Raw genomic sequence first — 15,844 nt, forward strand, 5'->3', positions numbered from 1 at the left:
AATGACTGACAAGATTTCCATAAAAGGCACTGCTCCAAAGTTTGAAGAACAAGTTTTGAAGCAACGTCAAATCGCACGACACAATCAATACCATCTAACATCTGAAAGTTATGGTCTAGCCAGAGGTGAGATTGCATTCGAGTTTCTTGCTAATGTGATTGAACTTGCTAATCAAGGTTATGAATTGAGTAGTAAGTATCCGATTGTAACTACTCTGATGTCATATCATGCACACATGAAGAAACCAGATGCGATCATTGCTGAAGACCTTAAAGCACTTGATGTTGAAGTTAAGCAGAAATACATTGCTGACTTGGAAGCAGAGCGTGAAAAGTACCGACAGTTGCTCACTGCCCAACTTCTGCAAAGTGCTAAATTGAAAGAGCAGAAACGCGAAGACGAGAAACGAGCAAAACTTTTGAAAGAGATTGAAAAAGAAGTAAATGATACATTCGCACCATTGATTTACCCAGAGTAAACAAAAGACGATAGCTGTAAGCTCCTACAATCGATTCTGAGAGCTTTTGCAATGTTAGTAATACATCCGGCAACATCACAAGCCCTTGAGTGCCTAACAGCGTTCAGGGGCTTTTTCACATCTGTAATTTATTCACCTTGCAAACAACAGGATCATTATCAGAATCCACAACAGACATGATAGCACAGTCAACACACTTGAATTTATACACCAACATCTGTGTAACACTGATTAAACCTGGCCTTCAACCGTTCTCAGGTCAAGCACGACTCACTTTCTCCCCCAAATCACACGGTAGTGAATCCATTTGATTAAAAATCAGAATAAAACCATAGCATACAATAATGCATGAAGGGGCAATCCTAAAAGCTTCTTAAGAAACCCCACAGTGCACGGTTCTGGATTTCAATTAAATCCACTATCCTCGAAATGGTGTTGTAGAAGAGACTAGCTTTTTGGCAATCTCTGACTTTCCATTCTTTTCTAACATTCGTTTCACAGCACTTAGAGCCAAAGGGCTTGATACTGTCGGACCTAAGATAATTTTGCTAACTATTTTTTCGAGGGAGAAATCATCTGCCGTTATGCCGTCAACGGGTTTCACTTTGAATTTAAGCTTTGGCTCAACACCATTTCGCCCAATAGCATAATGAAGCATTTCATCCAGTTTACGTTTTGTATCTCGCTCCCTGATGTATACCGCCCGCCATTCACGCTCTTCGGAAAATCCAGCGTGCTTAGTAAAAATAGAGAATATTTTCATTCGCTCAAATAGATACCCGACAGGCAAGTACAGTTTGTCATCCGGCACGTTAGTATTTTTCAGTATTGCTGAGAACTCAATACATTTATTCTCAATCCACTTTATTCTTTCTTCTGTGGAATTATATTCGACTTTTGAAACTATAAATGGTGAGTCTTCGTTATAGTTTAGCTGTTGCGTATCAAATATTATTGCAGCTCCATTACCGTTACCGCCATACCCCCTCCACATTGACAGCAAGCCATCGTCCTTTACGTCGGTATGATCAGAAAAACACAATACATACACATCAAATGCATGCTCGACACTAAAGTCATCTAGGTATGATTCGAATATTGATTGAAATAATTTATACCATTCTTCAGTGCCACATGCTTTCTTTATCTCCTGACTTTTACGAATTATTTTGGCGCTTTCAAGAATGCCAAATGCAAGTTCATCCAAGTCATTCATGAAAAGAGGATTTGAAAACCATAGCTGGTCATTTGCCATAATCCCTTCAAGGGTAGCAATGGACGTGTAATGTGCGAGTAGCAATCGTTTCTGTGGGAATGTTTCCTCTGCTTTCATATCATCCCACAATGAACCAAAAGCCCCTCCAATCTCTTCATCACTACTCATATTGTTCCATCCAAGCCTGATTTAATGGGCAGCCTGTTCCAAGCGCAAATTCCTAGCGGTGACATTCTTACCATGTGTACCGCCGTTATCCACCAGCGAGATGCCATTACACCGGGTAACGATACCACTACAGGGTGATGAACGTGGTTATACCCTCTTGGGGCGGAAGCCCCGGTATACCCAACCCATTAGCCAGCCAATGACATACAGGCTTACGCTGAAGCCAACCCAGAGACTGAGGCACGCAATTATATATTCCCGCCGCTCTGAGGGTAGCTGGGCAAGTTCTTTCTTATAATTCTCATCTTCCTTTTGCAACTTTGCCTTTACGCTTGCAACAGTTTCATCGCCGTAGTCGTTCCGTAGGCCGGGGTTGGCATTTGCCTTTTCGGTTGCGCGTTCTAAGTCGCGTGTCCACGAAGCTACTGCCTGCTGGTGGTAATCGGTGAGCCTCACATCATCTGGCATGTTTTTGTATACGGTTGCCGCCAGAGGAATACCCGTTGCCAGACACGCCACAACCCAGAGTCGTTGCCACCCATTCATGCTATTTCTCCCGTCCACGTGGTAGTTGTGGCCACTATCGATGATGGCAGTGTAGACAGTGATAACGGAAACCCGTACGGCTTTCACACGATTGACCTGGAGCGAACGCACCACACCGACTGACATGGCTAGCTGACGTTGAATGAAGGTCATCACAATCCGGCTGTGCTTACCGCTACAGAGTGTTGGCGTTAACCATGACTGGTATGTCGATCTCACCTCAGATGCCACTACACGCCGTCCCCCATGTGCTGAACTACGATCTTTACATCACCTTCAAGGACGACAGTCATGCCAGACAACCACTCCAATATCGCCATCGCTGACGTTCTGACACTGTTGCTACACAACCAGCACGCTCTAGCTGCTGCAATCGAAGAAGTGGCCCTATGGGCTAGGTCAATGGGTTCACCTGAATCGCATGAGAACGCCGTGACTGCACTGGAAGCTCTAGATGCGAATGCGTCAACCATCGCCGCTGGCATTCTCCAGATACGCCAGTTGGTGTAAGGAGCAATGGCATCAACAAACGACCGTTAAACGATACCTGTCGAACAGGCGAAAAATGGTATCAACAAAATATGGTTGACCTTATTTGGTGATCCCATTACAGTGATCCCACGTTAAATGATACCTATGGATCAACCACCATGAGCCGCACTTTCCTGTATTGCCGTGTCAGCACCTCCAACCAGTTCACTGAAAACCAAGTGCAGGAAGTGAAAGCCGCTGGCTTCGATGTACAGGCTAGTCGGGTAGTGGAAGAAACGGTGTCGGGTAGCGTCGCTGCAAAGGAGCGTGCAGGCTTCCAGAAGGTCCTAGAACGTATGGAATCGGGTGACGTGCTGATCGTCACCAAGCTTGACCGCTTAGGTCGTAACGCCATGGATGTGCGTCAGACGGTTGAGCATCTTGCCTCGAATGGCATCCGTGTTCACTGCCTCGCCCTTGGTGGTGTAGACCTCACCAGTGCAGCCGGCAAGATGACCATGCAGGTGTTGGGTGCTGTAGCTGAGTTTGAACGTGACTTGCTGATCGAACGCACTCAGTCAGGATTGAAGCGCGCGAAGGCTGAAGGTAAGAAGCTGGGTAGACCAGAGGCAACAGACACGACAGCAGCAGTGCAACGACTCAAGGCACAGGATAAGTCGCAATCTGAAGTTGCGGGTGACCTCAAGATTGGCATTGCGACAGTCAAACGCCACTGGAACAGAGCCTAATCTAAAGCCCCCGCTAGGCGAAATTGACTTCGGTATGAATTATCATAACCCGCAATCAACGGTAGCCTTGCCGCTCGAAATCATACCAAGGGCTGTGGTTCTTCCATTTTAACCCTCGCATATCGACTCCCGTTCCGCTGGTGAGCAAGGACATTTCCCTTTTGTTCTCCTCACTGGTGTCCTCACCAAACACCATACCTACCAAAGCACTTCCGTACTTTACATCCAGCGGCTCCGTCGACTTTGTAAACGCTACATAGCGATATTCATTCTCAGCTTCCCAATCGCTCATTTTTTCAAAGAAAAGCTGCTGATGATGCTTTCTTAAATGGATCGCCGGATATCTGTCTCGACCATACTTTTCAAGATCGTCTGTGTTGATGCTAAAGGTCAGCTCTTCAAAAAGGTCACGAGCGATTCCACAATCTTTGTACTGCACCTCACCACCGAGTACTGGAGTGTGTGCAGCAAGCTGAGTAGTTATTTCTTTCTGAAGACTCTCGCGGTTGAACACCAGACAGACGCCGGTATGTTTTTCAGCGTACTGTGCCCACATACGAGGTTTACAAAACCCCCGGTTGAAAATATCGGTAAGGTGGTTTCCGGTCAACGTCCCTGTATCACGTGAGAAGCAGACTAGTCGAGTATCACGCTTCAACTCATCTGAAAGCCATGCCGACATTACATCGCGGTCGTAATCTATGCGGTCAGGCTTCGGCTCGAACGATACAAAATCGAACAACCAGTTTTTACTTTCTTTGGGGTCATTGGTACGTCTGTATTCACCAAACCGGAGAGTACGAAACTTGAGGATGCAATTGATCGCGGTCGCGGCGCTGGTGTAGTGGTAGAGATATTTGTGTGGGTCGGAGTGACCAATAATCACGGGAGGCTCCTTTCCGGGATGGCGGATTTCCTCAGATTACCGGACTGGCTGCCACGGTGCCATCACGCCACTCGTTCGACCTGGAGCTGACCTTGCTCACTCACTCGTCGGTCGAAGTCTCGTCATTTCTCACTCCGAATGAGGCGCTAGCCCCAACCTGTGGATTAGCCCTACATCATCACCACAACGCCTAATTCATGGCTGTAGCCGCATACAATGCGCCTTATCAATCGATCATTGACTAGCTGGTCGGCTGTGATGGCGCTTAACGCGGGACCAAAATCCTGTGTAAAACAGTCTAGGTCAGCTCTTGCAGGGGAATGCTTGTTGGGTTGCAAAGATGGTTAGGGCGGTAGCGTTGATGTGGAGTTTTTCCGGGTTCGCCTCCAGATACTTCACCAGTACCCGCACCATTTGCCCATTGCTCACTCCGCCGGGAACACAGATTTGAAGTTTTGGCCCGAGGTCGTGGTTAATGCTTTTTATCAGATCGCCAACAGTCGCTACGACCGCGGTGCAGTACCCGGCAGTGTAACTGGTAGATTCCGCCTCGTTGTTCGATAACACGTTCTTGCACCATTGGAGCAGCTCATTCCCTGTTGCCGCTGGCGCCGCTGTTGCTGAGCCACTTGCCAACGCCCCAGCCAGTGCAGCCACCCCAATCCATGCCTTCATATTGAATTCCTTCTGAGTGATTGGGTGATGTTACCGGGCGCGATGTGTCGGTACTAGCAAGCGCTCCGCCCTCAGTGGACTGGAATCCATCCGTTGTTCTGGTAAGTGGCCCACACTTTGGTTGCAAGGTAGCAGAGCAGTCCGGCAGCTAGGAGGTAGTTTCGGCCCCAGTAGTATCGTGACGGCGCTTTTCGCTCCCTTACTTTCTCCAACAGATGAGTTCGGAGTCTTGGGTCTTCTTGTTGTAGCGCGATTGCGTTCAGTCGTAACGATTCGATGGTTGCTTCAAGTCGCTTGAATCCGCAAATGGCGCTGGCAGCAAACACGAGCAATGAGCAGAGTAGGAATGTTTCCTTGTTCACACCAAGTTGAGCGTAGGGGTTCGTCTGTGCGAGGTAGGCGCAAATTGCCAGCGTGACACCGAGAATGAAGTGATCTAGCTTGCTAGATTCGCCCTTGTGCAAGGTGATGAGTAGCTCTACACGTTCATTTGCCCGATTCATCGTTCGTCCTTGTGTCTTTTAAGGATGGGAGATCCTACCGGTTGCCGTAGCCTGCCGCCATTACGTCACGCGATTGACCTAGAGCTAGGTCTTATCCATGGTGTAATCGCCATAGGCATACCCCATCTGTGCCGTCACCTGTTCCCGCTCCCGGCTGTACATCTCACTCAGGGTCCACCTCAAACGCTCGCGTTCACCCCTGAGTGCTGACAACCTCCTAGAGCTATCCCTATGCAAGACGATCAGCTTGGCGATATTCTGGTGAGCCTTCCGCAAGTCCCTACGTGTCGTTTCCAGCTCAGCACACAGCAAATCACACTGGTGCTTCAGCATATCTTCGCGAGTGGGCATCCCCAGCTCAAAACCCGAATCATCGATCAAGCACTTGTCCATCGCGCACACCACAAGCTGTATGGTTATACAGTATTACCGTTTGCGCAGAAGCTCAAGCTGGCAGGATCGACGGTGGATGTTAGGTATGAAGAATCAAACAAGCTCAGAGTCCCTCACCTTGCCTTGCGAGTGGGATTAGCGGGTTTTTTGGGCATCCTGTGGGATAGGGCTAGCGCGTCGCTACAACGCCTAATTGATCGCTGGAGCAGCGGTAAAAGAGCCATATCAATCAACTGTCGGCTTGCTGCTGGATTTCTAGAATGTTTGACGCTCCAGCCGACCTATAAACAGTAGGTGTCGAGCCGGGTCGATGTCCCGCTGACGGATTTCAGCACCGTCAAAATACAGATCGACCTGAAATCGAGATTCCCAAAACGGGGGGGGTTGGGATTTTTGGGAAACGTGGTCGCCGCTTAGTTCAGTCGTTCCAATGGTGGGCTACAGGTTGTACGCTGGATGTCCCTGCTTGAGGCTTTATGGGAAATTCTGCTGTGCACCCAGTGCAACGGAACTTGCCTCGGGCAGTCCGGTTGTCTTGGAGCGGGTGGATTTCCTTCTTGTTGAAGCAGCTCGGGCAGGCGTAATGGGGCGTTTCGTCATTCGAAACGTACACAACTGCACCGCCTGCTGTTTGCGTAAATTTGTAAGCGACTGCTCGTTGTTGCCACGAGTCTGCGGCATCAAGCTTTTTCTTCAGGTCGTCTCTCTCTACCTGGAGCCTGTGTAGGTCTTCCCGCAGATTGAACATCCCATCTTGCACGTCCCCCAATTTTTCTAGGACTTCACCGATCTTCGCTTTAGCCTCAGCATCCACCTTCCCATCAAACGCAGCCTTGGCAAGTTGTTTCGTTAGGTTGATCGCCTGTACCACGCCGTTGAGTGCTGCAATGTCCATGCTACTGCCCTGTAGTGAATTGGAGCCCTAACATTAGAGCAACCTATCGGAAGCGACTAGTGCCGAGACAGCAGGGACAGGAGCCTAGATCGGAGAATTACAGTCGACTAGAATGCCCAGCATGATGCACCACTTAGGTGTACCTAAACGCTGTCACACTTCGAGTTTTTTGACTGAAAAATCCCTGAGAATTCAAGGACTTAGAGATAGGTGGTAACCCTACCAGCCACACCCCGGCACACAATGTCACCGCTGCGGCTGCTCCCTTCCAGGCCTGACCGGGTTCACGGCTGATCGTTGCGGGGGGACCGATAGGGTCACCATAACGACGCTCACCTGTCGGCGAGCCGCGCCATTGTACCTATCTGAGGCGAAGTTACAACCGTTGGTTTCGGATTAAAAACATGAGGGGCTTCAAGCACTTGCTATTGCGCCTCAAGCACCGCATCCGCCCTGCCGCCCGCCTGTTGAATCACCAGGTGAATGAAATGCAGCTTGGCAACGACAGCAGGCGGCAGGACGAAGGGGTAGAAATCCGGCTGCCCCATGCTGCGTGACAGCTCGTTGAGCATGCCGGCCAGTTCGATCCAGGCGTTGACGAACGACAAAAAAGCCGCGCCGCCGGGATGCTGCGGATCGTAGAGGGTTTGGGGTGGAAACGGCTGATAGTCGAAGTCCATTTCCCGGGCGCTCATGCCAAAACCCAGCGCGGTGTCCACGGCGTCCATCATGTGCAGGTAATGCGCCCAGGTTTCCGCCCAGTCTTCCCACGGGTGCATGGTCGCGTAGGCGCTGACGCAGCGCTGCGGCCAGTCGAGCGGCGCGCCCTGCTGATAATGCCGTTCGAGGGCATCGGCGTAGCTCGCGCGCTCATCGCCAAACAAGCCGCGAAAAGGCTCAAGCCAATGGCTGTGGGCGATCAATCGGTCCCAGTAGTAATGCCCGACTTCGTGACGAAAATGCCCGAGCAACGTGCGATAGGGTTCGTGCATTTGCACCCGCACCTGCTCGCGGTGCGCGTCGTCGGCCTCCTTGATATCGAGAGTGATCAGGCCGTTGGCGTGACCCGTGGTCGGCGGCTTGCCTTCAAGGTCGACACCGATGAAATCGAAGGCAAGGCCAGTCTCTTCATCGACTGTCCTGGGAATCACCTGCAACCCCAGACTGACCAGTTGCGCGACCAGACGCCGCTTGGCGGTTTCCACCTTGCGCCAGCGCTCGTGATTTTCGGTGATCGACAGGTCGGGAATCGTGCGATTCAAGCTACAGGCCATGCACAAGGTTTCGTGGTGATTGGCCGCAAGCAGCCAGTTGCACGCAGCCGGTGAATCGAGGTTGGCGCAGCGGCGGAACGCGCCCGCCTGCGGATCGGCGTCGAGCCACCAGGTGTCGGGGCACTCGCCCGGTTGCAGGGAAGATAAACGACTTTGCTCAGGTTGATACCCGAGGGCCGCTGAACACGCCAGGCACTGGCTGTTGCGGAAAAACAGCGATTGCCCGCAACGACAGGACCAGACCTTGCTGTTGCGCGAGCTTTCGGCCACGAACGGTGCGGCGATGCGCGAGCTGAGCTGTTCAAAGAAAGGGTGCATGGCGATCTCTTCCTGGGGCTTGCCAAGACTAGATCATTTCCGAGAGTTGATTGTTCCGGCTTTCTGCCAAGGTGCTGAAATCGCCTTCGCGAGCAAGCCCGCTCCCACATTCGATCGGATTTTTTCAGGAAGAACTCGGTTAAATGTGGGAGCGGGCTTGCTCGCGAATGGCTTCACACCGAAATATCGTGCTCGCGCAGAAACTCGACAAACGCCTCTTCATCCAGCACCTTCAACCCCAGCTCATTGGCCTTGGTCAACTTTGAACCGGCGCCCGGCCCTGCGACCACGCAATGAGTCTTGGCCGACACGGAGCCGGCGACCTTGGCCCCCAGGCTTTCGAGTTTGTCCTTGGCCACATCGCGGCTCATCAGCTCCAGCGAACCGGTCAGCACCCAGGTCTGCCCGGCCAGCGGCAAGCCTTCGACGACCTTTTTCTCGCTCTGCCAGTGCATGCCGAATTCGGCCAACTGCGCCTCAGCAGTGATCGAGCGTTGGCGATTGTCCTCGTCCGCAAAAAACTCGCGCACCGAATTGGCCTGTTTCTCCGGCAGCGCCTGACGCATATCCAGCCAGTCAGCACCGATCACCGCCTGCAGCGAGCCGAACTTGTCCGCCAGTTTCTGCGCCCCGCCCGGACCTACCGATGGAATATGCAGTTTGTCGAGGAAACCGCCCAATGTCGTACTCGCGGCAAACTCGGCCCCCAACTCGCCCTGGTCCTGAATCTGCAAGCCATGCTTGAGCAGTTCAGCGATCACCTGCTGGTTATGCGCGTCTTCAAAGAAGCTGTGGATCTCGTGCGCGACCTCCAGCCCGACATCCGGCAAGTACGTCAGCACCTGCGGCAAGGCCTGCTGCACCCGCTCCAGCGAACCCAGGGAGCGGGCCAGCACCTTGGCCGTCTCTTCGCCGACATCGGGAATCCCGAGGGCGTAGATGAACCGCGCCAGGCCCGGCTTCTTGCTGTCTTCAATGGCGCCGAGCAGGTTCTTGCTCGACAGCTCGGCAAAGCCTTCCAGATCGACGATCTGTTCGAACGTCAGGGCGTACAGATCGGCAGGCGAACTCACCAGGCCTTCGTCGACCAGTTGCTCGACGCTCTTCTCGCCCAGGCCTTCGATGTCCATGGCTCGACGGGAAACAAAGTGAATGATGGCCTGCTTGAGTTGCGCGCCACAGGCCAGGCGACCGACGCAGCGGTACACCGCGCCTTCGCTGACCGTCTCGCGACCCTTGCTGCGCTTGATCAGTTGCGTGCGCTCGACATGGGAGCCACACACCGGGCACTGCTCCGGGATCTGCACCGGCCGGGCGTTTTCCGGACGACGCTCCAGGACCACCTGCACCACTTGCGGAATCACGTCACCGGCGCGGCGAATGATCACCGTGTCGCCGATCATCAGGCCCAGGCGCGCCACTTCGTCCATGTTATGCAGCGTGGCATTGGCCACCGTGACGCCCGCGACCTTGACCGGCTTCAGACGCGCCACTGGTGTCACCGCACCGGTGCGGCCGACCTGGAATTCCACATCGAGCAGTTCGGTGAGCTCTTCCATCGCCGGGAATTTGTGGGCGATGGCCCAGCGCGGCTCACGGGCGCGAAAACCCAGTTCGCGCTGCGAAGCGATGCTGTTGACCTTGAACACCACGCCGTCGATTTCATAGGGCAGCGCATTGCGCCGCTCACCGATGTCGCGATAGTAATCCAGGCACTCGGCGATACCCTGCGCCAGCTTCAACTCATGGCTGATCGGCATGCCCCAAGCCTTGAGTTGCTGCAAATTGCCGATGTGCGTATCGGCAATGTCCGCCGACACCTGGCCGATGCCGTAGCAGCAGAATTCCAGTGGACGGTTGGCGGTGATCTTCGAATCCAGCTGGCGCAAGCTGCCCGCTGCTGCGTTGCGCGGGTTGGCGAAAGTCTTGCCGCCGACTTCCATTTGCGTGGCGTTGAGCCGTTCGAAACCGGCCTTGGACATGAACACTTCGCCGCGCACTTCCAGGGTCGCCGGCCAGCCAGTACCGTGCAGCTTGAGCGGAATGTTGCGTACGGTGCGCACGTTGACGCTGATGTCTTCGCCTGTTGTACCGTCGCCACGGGTCGCGCCGCGCACCAGGAGGCCATCCTGGTACAACAGGCTGACGGCCAGACCATCGAGCTTGGGCTCGCAGCTGTATTCGACTGTTGCGCCGCCACCGAACAGGTCGCCCGCCGGCAAGTCCAGGCCTTCGGTCACCCGGCGGTCGAACTCACGCATGTCGGTTTCTTCGAAGGCGTTGCCGAGGCTGAGCATCGGCACTTCGTGACGCACCTGGGTAAACGCCGACAGCGCCGCGCTGCCCACTCGCTGGGTGGGCGAGTCGCTGGTGATCAGCTCGGGATGGGCCGCTTCCAGCGCCTTGAGCTCGTTGAACAAGCGGTCGTATTCGACGTCCGGAATGCTCGGCTCGTCGAGCACGTGATAGCGATAGTTGTGCTGATCCAGCTCAGCGCGCAGCTCTAAAATGCGGTTCTTGGCGGCGGTCATGGGTGTTCTCTCGTAAAGCAAAAGAGCAGCCGAGGCTGCTCAATTTTCATATTTCGGCCCGGCAAGGGGCTGCATTTGTGGCGAGGGGGTTTACCCCTCCCCACAAAAGCTCTCCTGACATAGAGAGCTCCGTTTGATTTAGCGCTTCTGGGTCAGGGCGCGGCGTTCGAATTCGACGATGCGCTGACGGTAGTGCTCGATCGTCTGGGCAGTCAGTACGCTACGCTGGTCGTCCTTCAGTTCGCCGTTGAGCTCCTGGGACAATTTGCGCGCTGCGGCCACCATCACGTCGAAGGCTTGCTTCGGATGGCGAGGGCCTGGCAGACCCAGGAAGAAACTTACCGCCGGGGTGCTGAAGTGGTCGATGTCGTCCAGGTCGAATACGCCCGGCTTGACGGCGTTGGCCATGGAGAACAGCACCTCGCCGTTGCCCGCCATGCTTTCGTGACGATGGAAAATATCCATCTCGCCGAAACGCAGGCCGCTTTCCAGAATGTTCTGCAACAGCGCCGGGCCCTTGAAGCCGGCAGCGTCGCGGCAGATCACGCTGATCACCAGCACTTCTTCAGCTTGCGGCTGATCTTTTTCGCTGTGCGCAGGCGAAGACTTGGTGTCATCCGGGAAATCGTCGTCGCGGCTGCTGAAGCTCGGGCCGCCATCCAGATCCAGGCTGAGGTTCATGTCGCCCTGGGATGGTTCGCTGTGGCCACGCTTGCCGCGCTTGGAGCCCGATTCACGAGGCTCGCGGGCCGGCATGCTCACCGACGGCAGGTCCTGCTCGTCCAGTTGCGGCTCTTTATGCGTGTCCAGCACGCGCGGCGGGCCCAGCAGCTCGGCGCTGCTGTCCTCGTCCGGCAGGTTGGACAGACTTCGGTCAAGGCGGAATTTCAGTTTTCCCTTGCCGCCGCGCATACGGCGCCAGCCATCAAAAAGAATACCGGCAATGACAATAATGCCGATGACGATCAGCCACTCGCGCAGACCGATTTCCATGTAATCCCGTGCCTCTATAAAAAATGCTGAAAAATAAGGGGTTTACAACCTGCAAACCGCTTTAAAACGTGGCGCCAACTCTATGTTCTGACAGGCGTTTTGCCCACGTATACGAAAAATTGACATTAAACTAGCACGACCAAAGGCAACTTTACACCGTCTACTACCTTGGCTAGCGCGAATATGTCGATTGGCCAGCAAGTCGAAGCGAGGAAAAGAGTCCTACAACTCATGAACACGCCTTCCTGCAACCACGACTCAGGCATCCACCATCGCCATCGCCTCCTCGACATCCACCGCCACCAGACGTGAACAACCGGGTTCGTGCATCGTCACCCCCATCAGTTGATCGGCCATTTCCATGGCGATCTTGTTGTGGGTGATATAGATGAACTGCACTGACTGCGACATCTCTTTAACCAATTTTGCGTAGCGTCCAACGTTAGCGTCATCCAGTGGCGCGTCAACTTCATCGAGCATGCAGAACGGCGCCGGATTCAACTTGAAGATCGCAAAAACCAGGGCCAATGCGGTCAGGGCCTTTTCGCCACCGGAGAGCAAATGGATGGTGCTGTTCTTCTTTCCAGGCGGCTGCGCCATGATTGTCACCCCTGTATCGAGTAGATCTTCGCCCGTCAGTTCCAAATACGCGCGGCCTCCACCGAAAACTTTTGGGAAAAGCGCCTGTAAACCGCCATTGATCTGATCAAAGGTATCCTTGAAGCGGTTGCGGGTTTCCTTGTCGATCTTGCGAATCACGTTCTCAAGGGTTTCAAGCGCTTCCACCAGATCGGCGTCCTGGGCATCCAGATAACGTTTACGCTCCGATTGTTGCTGGTACTCATCGATGGCCGCCAGGTTGATCGCGCCCAGACGCTGAATTCGCGCGGCGATGCGCTCGAGTTCTTCCTCGGCTTCCTTCTCGCTGGCCTCGGCGGTCAATGTCGCGAGTACGCCGTGGAGATCGTAGCCGTCTTCCAGCAACTGGTCCTGCAAGGTCTTGCGGCGTACGGTCAGGGCTTGCCATTCCATGCGCTGGGTTTCGAGCTGGCTGCGAATCAACTGGGATTGCTGTTCGGCCTGGCTGCGGCGCTTTTCGGCGTCGCGCAGTTCGCGGTCGGCGTCTTCGAGGGCGATCTGCGCGGTCTTGAGTTCCTCGTCGACGGTCATGCGCTTGTCGAGCAACTCCTCGAGTTTCAGGCGCAGCTCTTCCAGTGGCGCTTCGCCCTCCTCCAGATTGAGGCTCAGTTGTTCGCGCTTTTCGGTCAGGCGCTCGGACTGCATCTCCAGACGCTCCAGCGCCTGGCGAGTCGAATCGTGCTGCGCCTTGAGCGAACCCAGACGCACCGCCAACTGATGGGCATGATCCTTGTGCTGCCGCGCCTCCTGCCGCACCCGATCCAGGCGCTCGCGCAAACTGTCGCGCTGGGCCAGCAGCAACTCGCGCTGCTCGGTGTCCAGCGCCATGCTGTCGAGGGCTTCCTGCAGTTGCAGGCGCGCTTCACCGATGTTTTCGTGCTCCAGCGCGCGCTGTTCATCCAGCTCGGTGAGCTCTTCGTCGAGGCGAGTGCGGCGCAGGGTCAATTGCTCGGCCTTGGCTTTTCCGGCCGACAACTGGGCTTTCAATTCACCTTGCTGACGGGCTTCGTCTTGCAGCAAACGGCGCAAGTGCTCGCGGCCGTTTTCCTGCTGACGCTGCTGCGCCCTGAGATTCTGCAGTTGGGTTTCCAGGGTTTCGACCGCGGCTTCGCGCTCTTCACGCTCGAGGCCCAGTTGCTGGATTTCCTGGCCACGGGCGAGCACGCCGCTTTCCGCCTCACTGGCCCGACGTACGCGCAGAAAATGCCGACCGACCCAGTAACCGTCACGGCTGATCAGGCTCTGCCCGGCAGCCAATTGCCCGCGCAAGGCCAAGGCCTGTTCAAGGCTGTCGACCGGCTTGACCTGCCCCAGCCATGGCGACAGATCGATCTGCGCCTCGACCTTGTCCAGCAGGCTGCCCGGCACCCGTACGCCATCGCCGGCCGGGCTGAGCAAGCGCAAGTCGCCCTGGGCAAAGCCCGACAGATCGAAATCGTTGAAATCGTCCACCAGCACCGCCTGCAGGTCGGCACCAAGCACGGTTTCCACCGCCAGCTCCCAACCGGCCTCGACCTTCAGGCCTTCGGCAAGGCGCGGGCGATTCGCCAGGTTCTGTTCACGCAGCCATTGGGCGGTGCCGGTGCCCGGATCGAGCGCGGCTTGCTGCAAGGCTTCGAGCGAAGCCAATCGACCGTTGAGCCGCTGCAAATCGCCCTGGGCCTGTTGTTGCGCCGTCAGCGTTTGCTGTAATTGCTGGCGCAGTTGCTCGAGCTTTTCGACCTGAGCCTCTTCACTGGTCTGCAAATCTTCGAGGGTCGCCTCGGACTCGGCGAGTTGCTCGCTAAGCTCCATGATCGCCGCGTCTTCCGGGTCCGCCGAGAGCAAGGCGCGCTCTTCGCCCAGGCGCTTCTGACGATCGGCCAGGCGCTCCAGGCTGGTTTCCAGCTGCTGGATCCGCGATTGCTGGACTTCGGCCTGACGGCGCGGTTCGGCGGCGGTGAGGTTGAACGTATCCCACTGCTCCTGCCAGCCATGCATGGTGGTTTCGGATTCTTCCAGCGCGGCGGCGGCCTCTTCGGCGGCGGCGCTGGTGACTTCCTGTTCCGGGGTCAGCATATCCAGCTCTTCGCCCAGGGTCAGCAGCAGCGTGCGGTCATGGCCGAGGTGGGATTCGGTTTCCAGGCGTGCGCGCTCGGCTTCCTTGAGGTCGTCCTGCAATTGCCGCAAGCGTTGCTGGCCGTGCTGGATGCTCTGCTCGACCCGGGCAATGTCACCGCCGACCGAGTAGAAACGCCCTTGCACCAGATTGAAGCGTTCCGACAGGTCGTGGTGCCCGTCACGCAGGCGCTCGATGCTCGCGTCGGCATTGCGCTGTTCGGCCACCAGGGCTTCGAAGGAAACCTCCTGGTTGCCGATGATCGCTTCACGCTGGCCGACCTGATCGTTCAACGCCTGCCAGCGCAGGGCCGACAGTTGCGCCTTGAGTTGGCGCTCCTCGCCCTTGTATTCCTGGTACTTCTTGGCGGCCTCGGCCTGGCGATGCAAGCGCTCGAGCTGACGCGTCAACTCTTCGCGCAGGTCGGTCAGGCGCTCCAGGTTCTCGTGGGTACGACGGATGCGGTTTTCGGTTTCGCGCCGGCGCTCCTTGTACTTGGAGATGCCCGCCGCTTCTTCGATGAAGTTGCGCAGGTCTTCGGGCTTGGACTCGATCAGTTTGGAGATCATCCCCTGCTCAATGATCGAGTAGCTGCGCGGGCCAAGGCCGGTGCCGAGGAAGATGTCGGTGATGTCACGACGCCGGCACTTGGTGCCGTTGAGGTAATAGGTGGTCTGGCTGTCGCGCGTCACTTTGCGGCGAATGGAAATTTCCGCGTAGGCGGCGTATTCGCCAAGCAGGGTGCCGTCGGAGTTATCGAACACCAGTTCGATGCTCGCCTGGCTCACCGGCTTGCGGCTGGTGGAGCCGTTGAAGATGACGTCGGTCATCGACTCGCCACGGAGGTTCTTCGCCGAACTTTCACCCATTACCCAGCGAACGGCGTCGATGATGTTCGATTTGCCGCAGCCATTGGGCCCGACCACCGCCGCCATGTTGCTCGGGAAGTTCACCGTGGTCGGGTCGACGAAGGACTTGAACCCCGCCAGCTTGATGCACTTGAGCCGCACG

General features: G+C 55.5%; 14 protein-coding genes and 1 other RNA gene. 4 read left to right on the plus strand and 11 right to left on the minus strand.

What is annotated here, in order from left to right:
- Position 1: 1 nt before the first annotated feature.
- Positions 2–478 carry a hypothetical protein gene (locus PPUTUW4_RS18205; RefSeq protein WP_015096006.1) on the plus strand — a complete coding sequence of 159 codons (477 nt, stop codon included), beginning with the start codon at positions 2–4 and terminating at the stop codon, positions 476–478.
- Positions 479–896: 418 nt separating this feature from the next.
- On the opposite strand, the gene PPUTUW4_RS18210 is transcribed toward PPUTUW4_RS18205, so the two are convergent.
- Positions 897–1,862 carry a DUF2971 domain-containing protein gene (locus tag PPUTUW4_RS18210; protein WP_015096007.1) on the minus strand — a complete coding sequence of 322 codons (966 nt, stop codon included), beginning with the start codon at positions 1,860–1,862 and terminating at the stop codon, positions 897–899.
- A gap of 147 nt (positions 1,863–2,009) precedes the next feature.
- Positions 2,010–2,561 (minus strand): hypothetical protein, encoded by a 552-nt coding sequence (locus tag PPUTUW4_RS18215; protein ID WP_015096008.1) that lies wholly within the window; start codon positions 2,559–2,561, stop codon positions 2,010–2,012.
- Positions 2,562–2,699: 138 nt separating this feature from the next.
- Here PPUTUW4_RS18215 and PPUTUW4_RS18220 point away from each other — a divergent pair, with 138 nt between their 5' ends.
- On the plus strand, positions 2,700–2,918 hold the full coding sequence (locus PPUTUW4_RS18220) for a hypothetical protein (RefSeq protein ID WP_015096009.1): 219 nt from the start codon (positions 2,700–2,702) through the stop codon (positions 2,916–2,918).
- 140 nt (positions 2,919–3,058) lie between these two features.
- Positions 3,059–3,628, plus strand: a complete 570-nt coding sequence (locus tag PPUTUW4_RS18225; protein ID WP_015096010.1) for a recombinase family protein — start codon at positions 3,059–3,061, stop codon at positions 3,626–3,628.
- A 55-nt stretch (positions 3,629–3,683) separates the two neighbouring features.
- Here PPUTUW4_RS18225 and PPUTUW4_RS18230 read toward each other — a convergent pair whose 3' ends face one another.
- The 3 genes from PPUTUW4_RS18230 to PPUTUW4_RS18240 form a co-directional block, all read right to left on the minus strand.
- Complete coding sequence (locus tag PPUTUW4_RS18230; RefSeq protein ID WP_015096011.1) at positions 3,684–4,514, minus strand: DUF2971 domain-containing protein; 831 nt, start codon at positions 4,512–4,514, stop codon at positions 3,684–3,686.
- Between the two features lie 303 nt (positions 4,515–4,817).
- Positions 4,818–5,189: a Rap1a/Tai family immunity protein gene (locus PPUTUW4_RS18235; protein WP_015096012.1), complete on the minus strand. Its 372-nt coding sequence runs from the start codon at positions 5,187–5,189 to the stop codon at positions 4,818–4,820.
- Positions 5,190–5,260: 71 nt separating this feature from the next.
- Positions 5,261–5,692 carry a hypothetical protein gene (locus tag PPUTUW4_RS18240; protein ID WP_015096013.1) on the minus strand — a complete coding sequence of 144 codons (432 nt, stop codon included), beginning with the start codon at positions 5,690–5,692 and terminating at the stop codon, positions 5,261–5,263.
- A 231-nt stretch (positions 5,693–5,923) separates the two neighbouring features.
- Here PPUTUW4_RS18240 and PPUTUW4_RS29940 point away from each other — a divergent pair, with 231 nt between their 5' ends.
- On the plus strand, positions 5,924–6,379 hold the full coding sequence (locus tag PPUTUW4_RS29940; RefSeq protein ID WP_158467557.1) for a hypothetical protein: 456 nt from the start codon (positions 5,924–5,926) through the stop codon (positions 6,377–6,379).
- A 124-nt stretch (positions 6,380–6,503) separates the two neighbouring features.
- Here the strand turns inward: PPUTUW4_RS29940 and PPUTUW4_RS18250 are convergent, their stop codons facing one another.
- The 6 genes from PPUTUW4_RS18250 to smc form a co-directional block, all read right to left on the minus strand.
- Positions 6,504–6,980 carry a hypothetical protein gene (locus tag PPUTUW4_RS18250; RefSeq protein WP_015096016.1) on the minus strand — a complete coding sequence of 159 codons (477 nt, stop codon included), beginning with the start codon at positions 6,978–6,980 and terminating at the stop codon, positions 6,504–6,506.
- Between the two features lie 217 nt (positions 6,981–7,197).
- An RNA gene (ffs, locus tag PPUTUW4_RS28305) (signal recognition particle sRNA small type) lies at positions 7,198–7,294 on the minus strand.
- A gap of 111 nt (positions 7,295–7,405) precedes the next feature.
- Positions 7,406–8,572: a putative zinc-binding metallopeptidase gene (locus tag PPUTUW4_RS18255; protein WP_015096017.1), complete on the minus strand. Its 1,167-nt coding sequence runs from the start codon at positions 8,570–8,572 to the stop codon at positions 7,406–7,408.
- Between the two features lie 173 nt (positions 8,573–8,745).
- Positions 8,746–11,103 (minus strand): NAD-dependent DNA ligase LigA, encoded by a 2,358-nt coding sequence (ligA, locus tag PPUTUW4_RS18260; protein WP_015096018.1) that lies wholly within the window; start codon positions 11,101–11,103, stop codon positions 8,746–8,748.
- Positions 11,104–11,241: 138 nt separating this feature from the next.
- Positions 11,242–12,096, minus strand: coding sequence for a cell division protein ZipA (gene zipA / locus PPUTUW4_RS18265; protein ID WP_007971469.1), 855 nt, complete (start codon positions 12,094–12,096; stop codon positions 11,242–11,244).
- Positions 12,097–12,354: 258 nt separating this feature from the next.
- Positions 12,355–15,843 carry a chromosome segregation protein SMC gene (smc, locus tag PPUTUW4_RS18270; protein ID WP_015096019.1) on the minus strand — a complete coding sequence of 1,163 codons (3,489 nt, stop codon included), beginning with the start codon at positions 15,841–15,843 and terminating at the stop codon, positions 12,355–12,357.
- Between the last annotated feature and the right edge of the window lies 1 nt (position 15,844).

The organism is Pseudomonas sp. UW4 (assembly GCF_000316175.1).
GTDB lineage: Bacteria > Pseudomonadota > Gammaproteobacteria > Pseudomonadales > Pseudomonadaceae > Aquipseudomonas > Aquipseudomonas laurylsulfatiphila.

What these genes read in the sequence shown, in the direction of transcription:
- PPUTUW4_RS18205 (WP_015096006.1), top strand. Translation starts at nt 2, where the DNA reads ATGACTGACAAGATTTCCATAAAAGGCACTGCTCCAAAGTTTGAAGAA.
- PPUTUW4_RS18210 (WP_015096007.1), bottom strand. Translation starts at nt 1,862, where the DNA reads ATGAGTAGTGATGAAGAGATTGGAGGGGCTTTTGGTTCATTGTGGGAT.
- PPUTUW4_RS18215 (WP_015096008.1), bottom strand. Translation starts at nt 2,561, where the DNA reads ATGACCTTCATTCAACGTCAGCTAGCCATGTCAGTCGGTGTGGTGCGT.
- PPUTUW4_RS18220 (WP_015096009.1), top strand. Translation starts at nt 2,700, where the DNA reads ATGCCAGACAACCACTCCAATATCGCCATCGCTGACGTTCTGACACTG.
- PPUTUW4_RS18225 (WP_015096010.1), top strand. Translation starts at nt 3,059, where the DNA reads ATGAGCCGCACTTTCCTGTATTGCCGTGTCAGCACCTCCAACCAGTTC.
- PPUTUW4_RS18235 (WP_015096012.1), bottom strand. Translation starts at nt 5,189, where the DNA reads ATGAAGGCATGGATTGGGGTGGCTGCACTGGCTGGGGCGTTGGCAAGT.
- PPUTUW4_RS18240 (WP_015096013.1), bottom strand. Translation starts at nt 5,692, where the DNA reads ATGAATCGGGCAAATGAACGTGTAGAGCTACTCATCACCTTGCACAAG.
- PPUTUW4_RS29940 (WP_158467557.1), top strand. Translation starts at nt 5,924, where the DNA reads ATGCAAGACGATCAGCTTGGCGATATTCTGGTGAGCCTTCCGCAAGTC.
- PPUTUW4_RS18250 (WP_015096016.1), bottom strand. Translation starts at nt 6,980, where the DNA reads ATGGACATTGCAGCACTCAACGGCGTGGTACAGGCGATCAACCTAACG.
- PPUTUW4_RS18255 (WP_015096017.1), bottom strand. Translation starts at nt 8,572, where the DNA reads ATGCACCCTTTCTTTGAACAGCTCAGCTCGCGCATCGCCGCACCGTTC.
- ligA (WP_015096018.1), bottom strand. Translation starts at nt 11,103, where the DNA reads ATGACCGCCGCCAAGAACCGCATTTTAGAGCTGCGCGCTGAGCTGGAT.
- zipA (WP_007971469.1), bottom strand. Translation starts at nt 12,096, where the DNA reads ATGGAAATCGGTCTGCGCGAGTGGCTGATCGTCATCGGCATTATTGTC.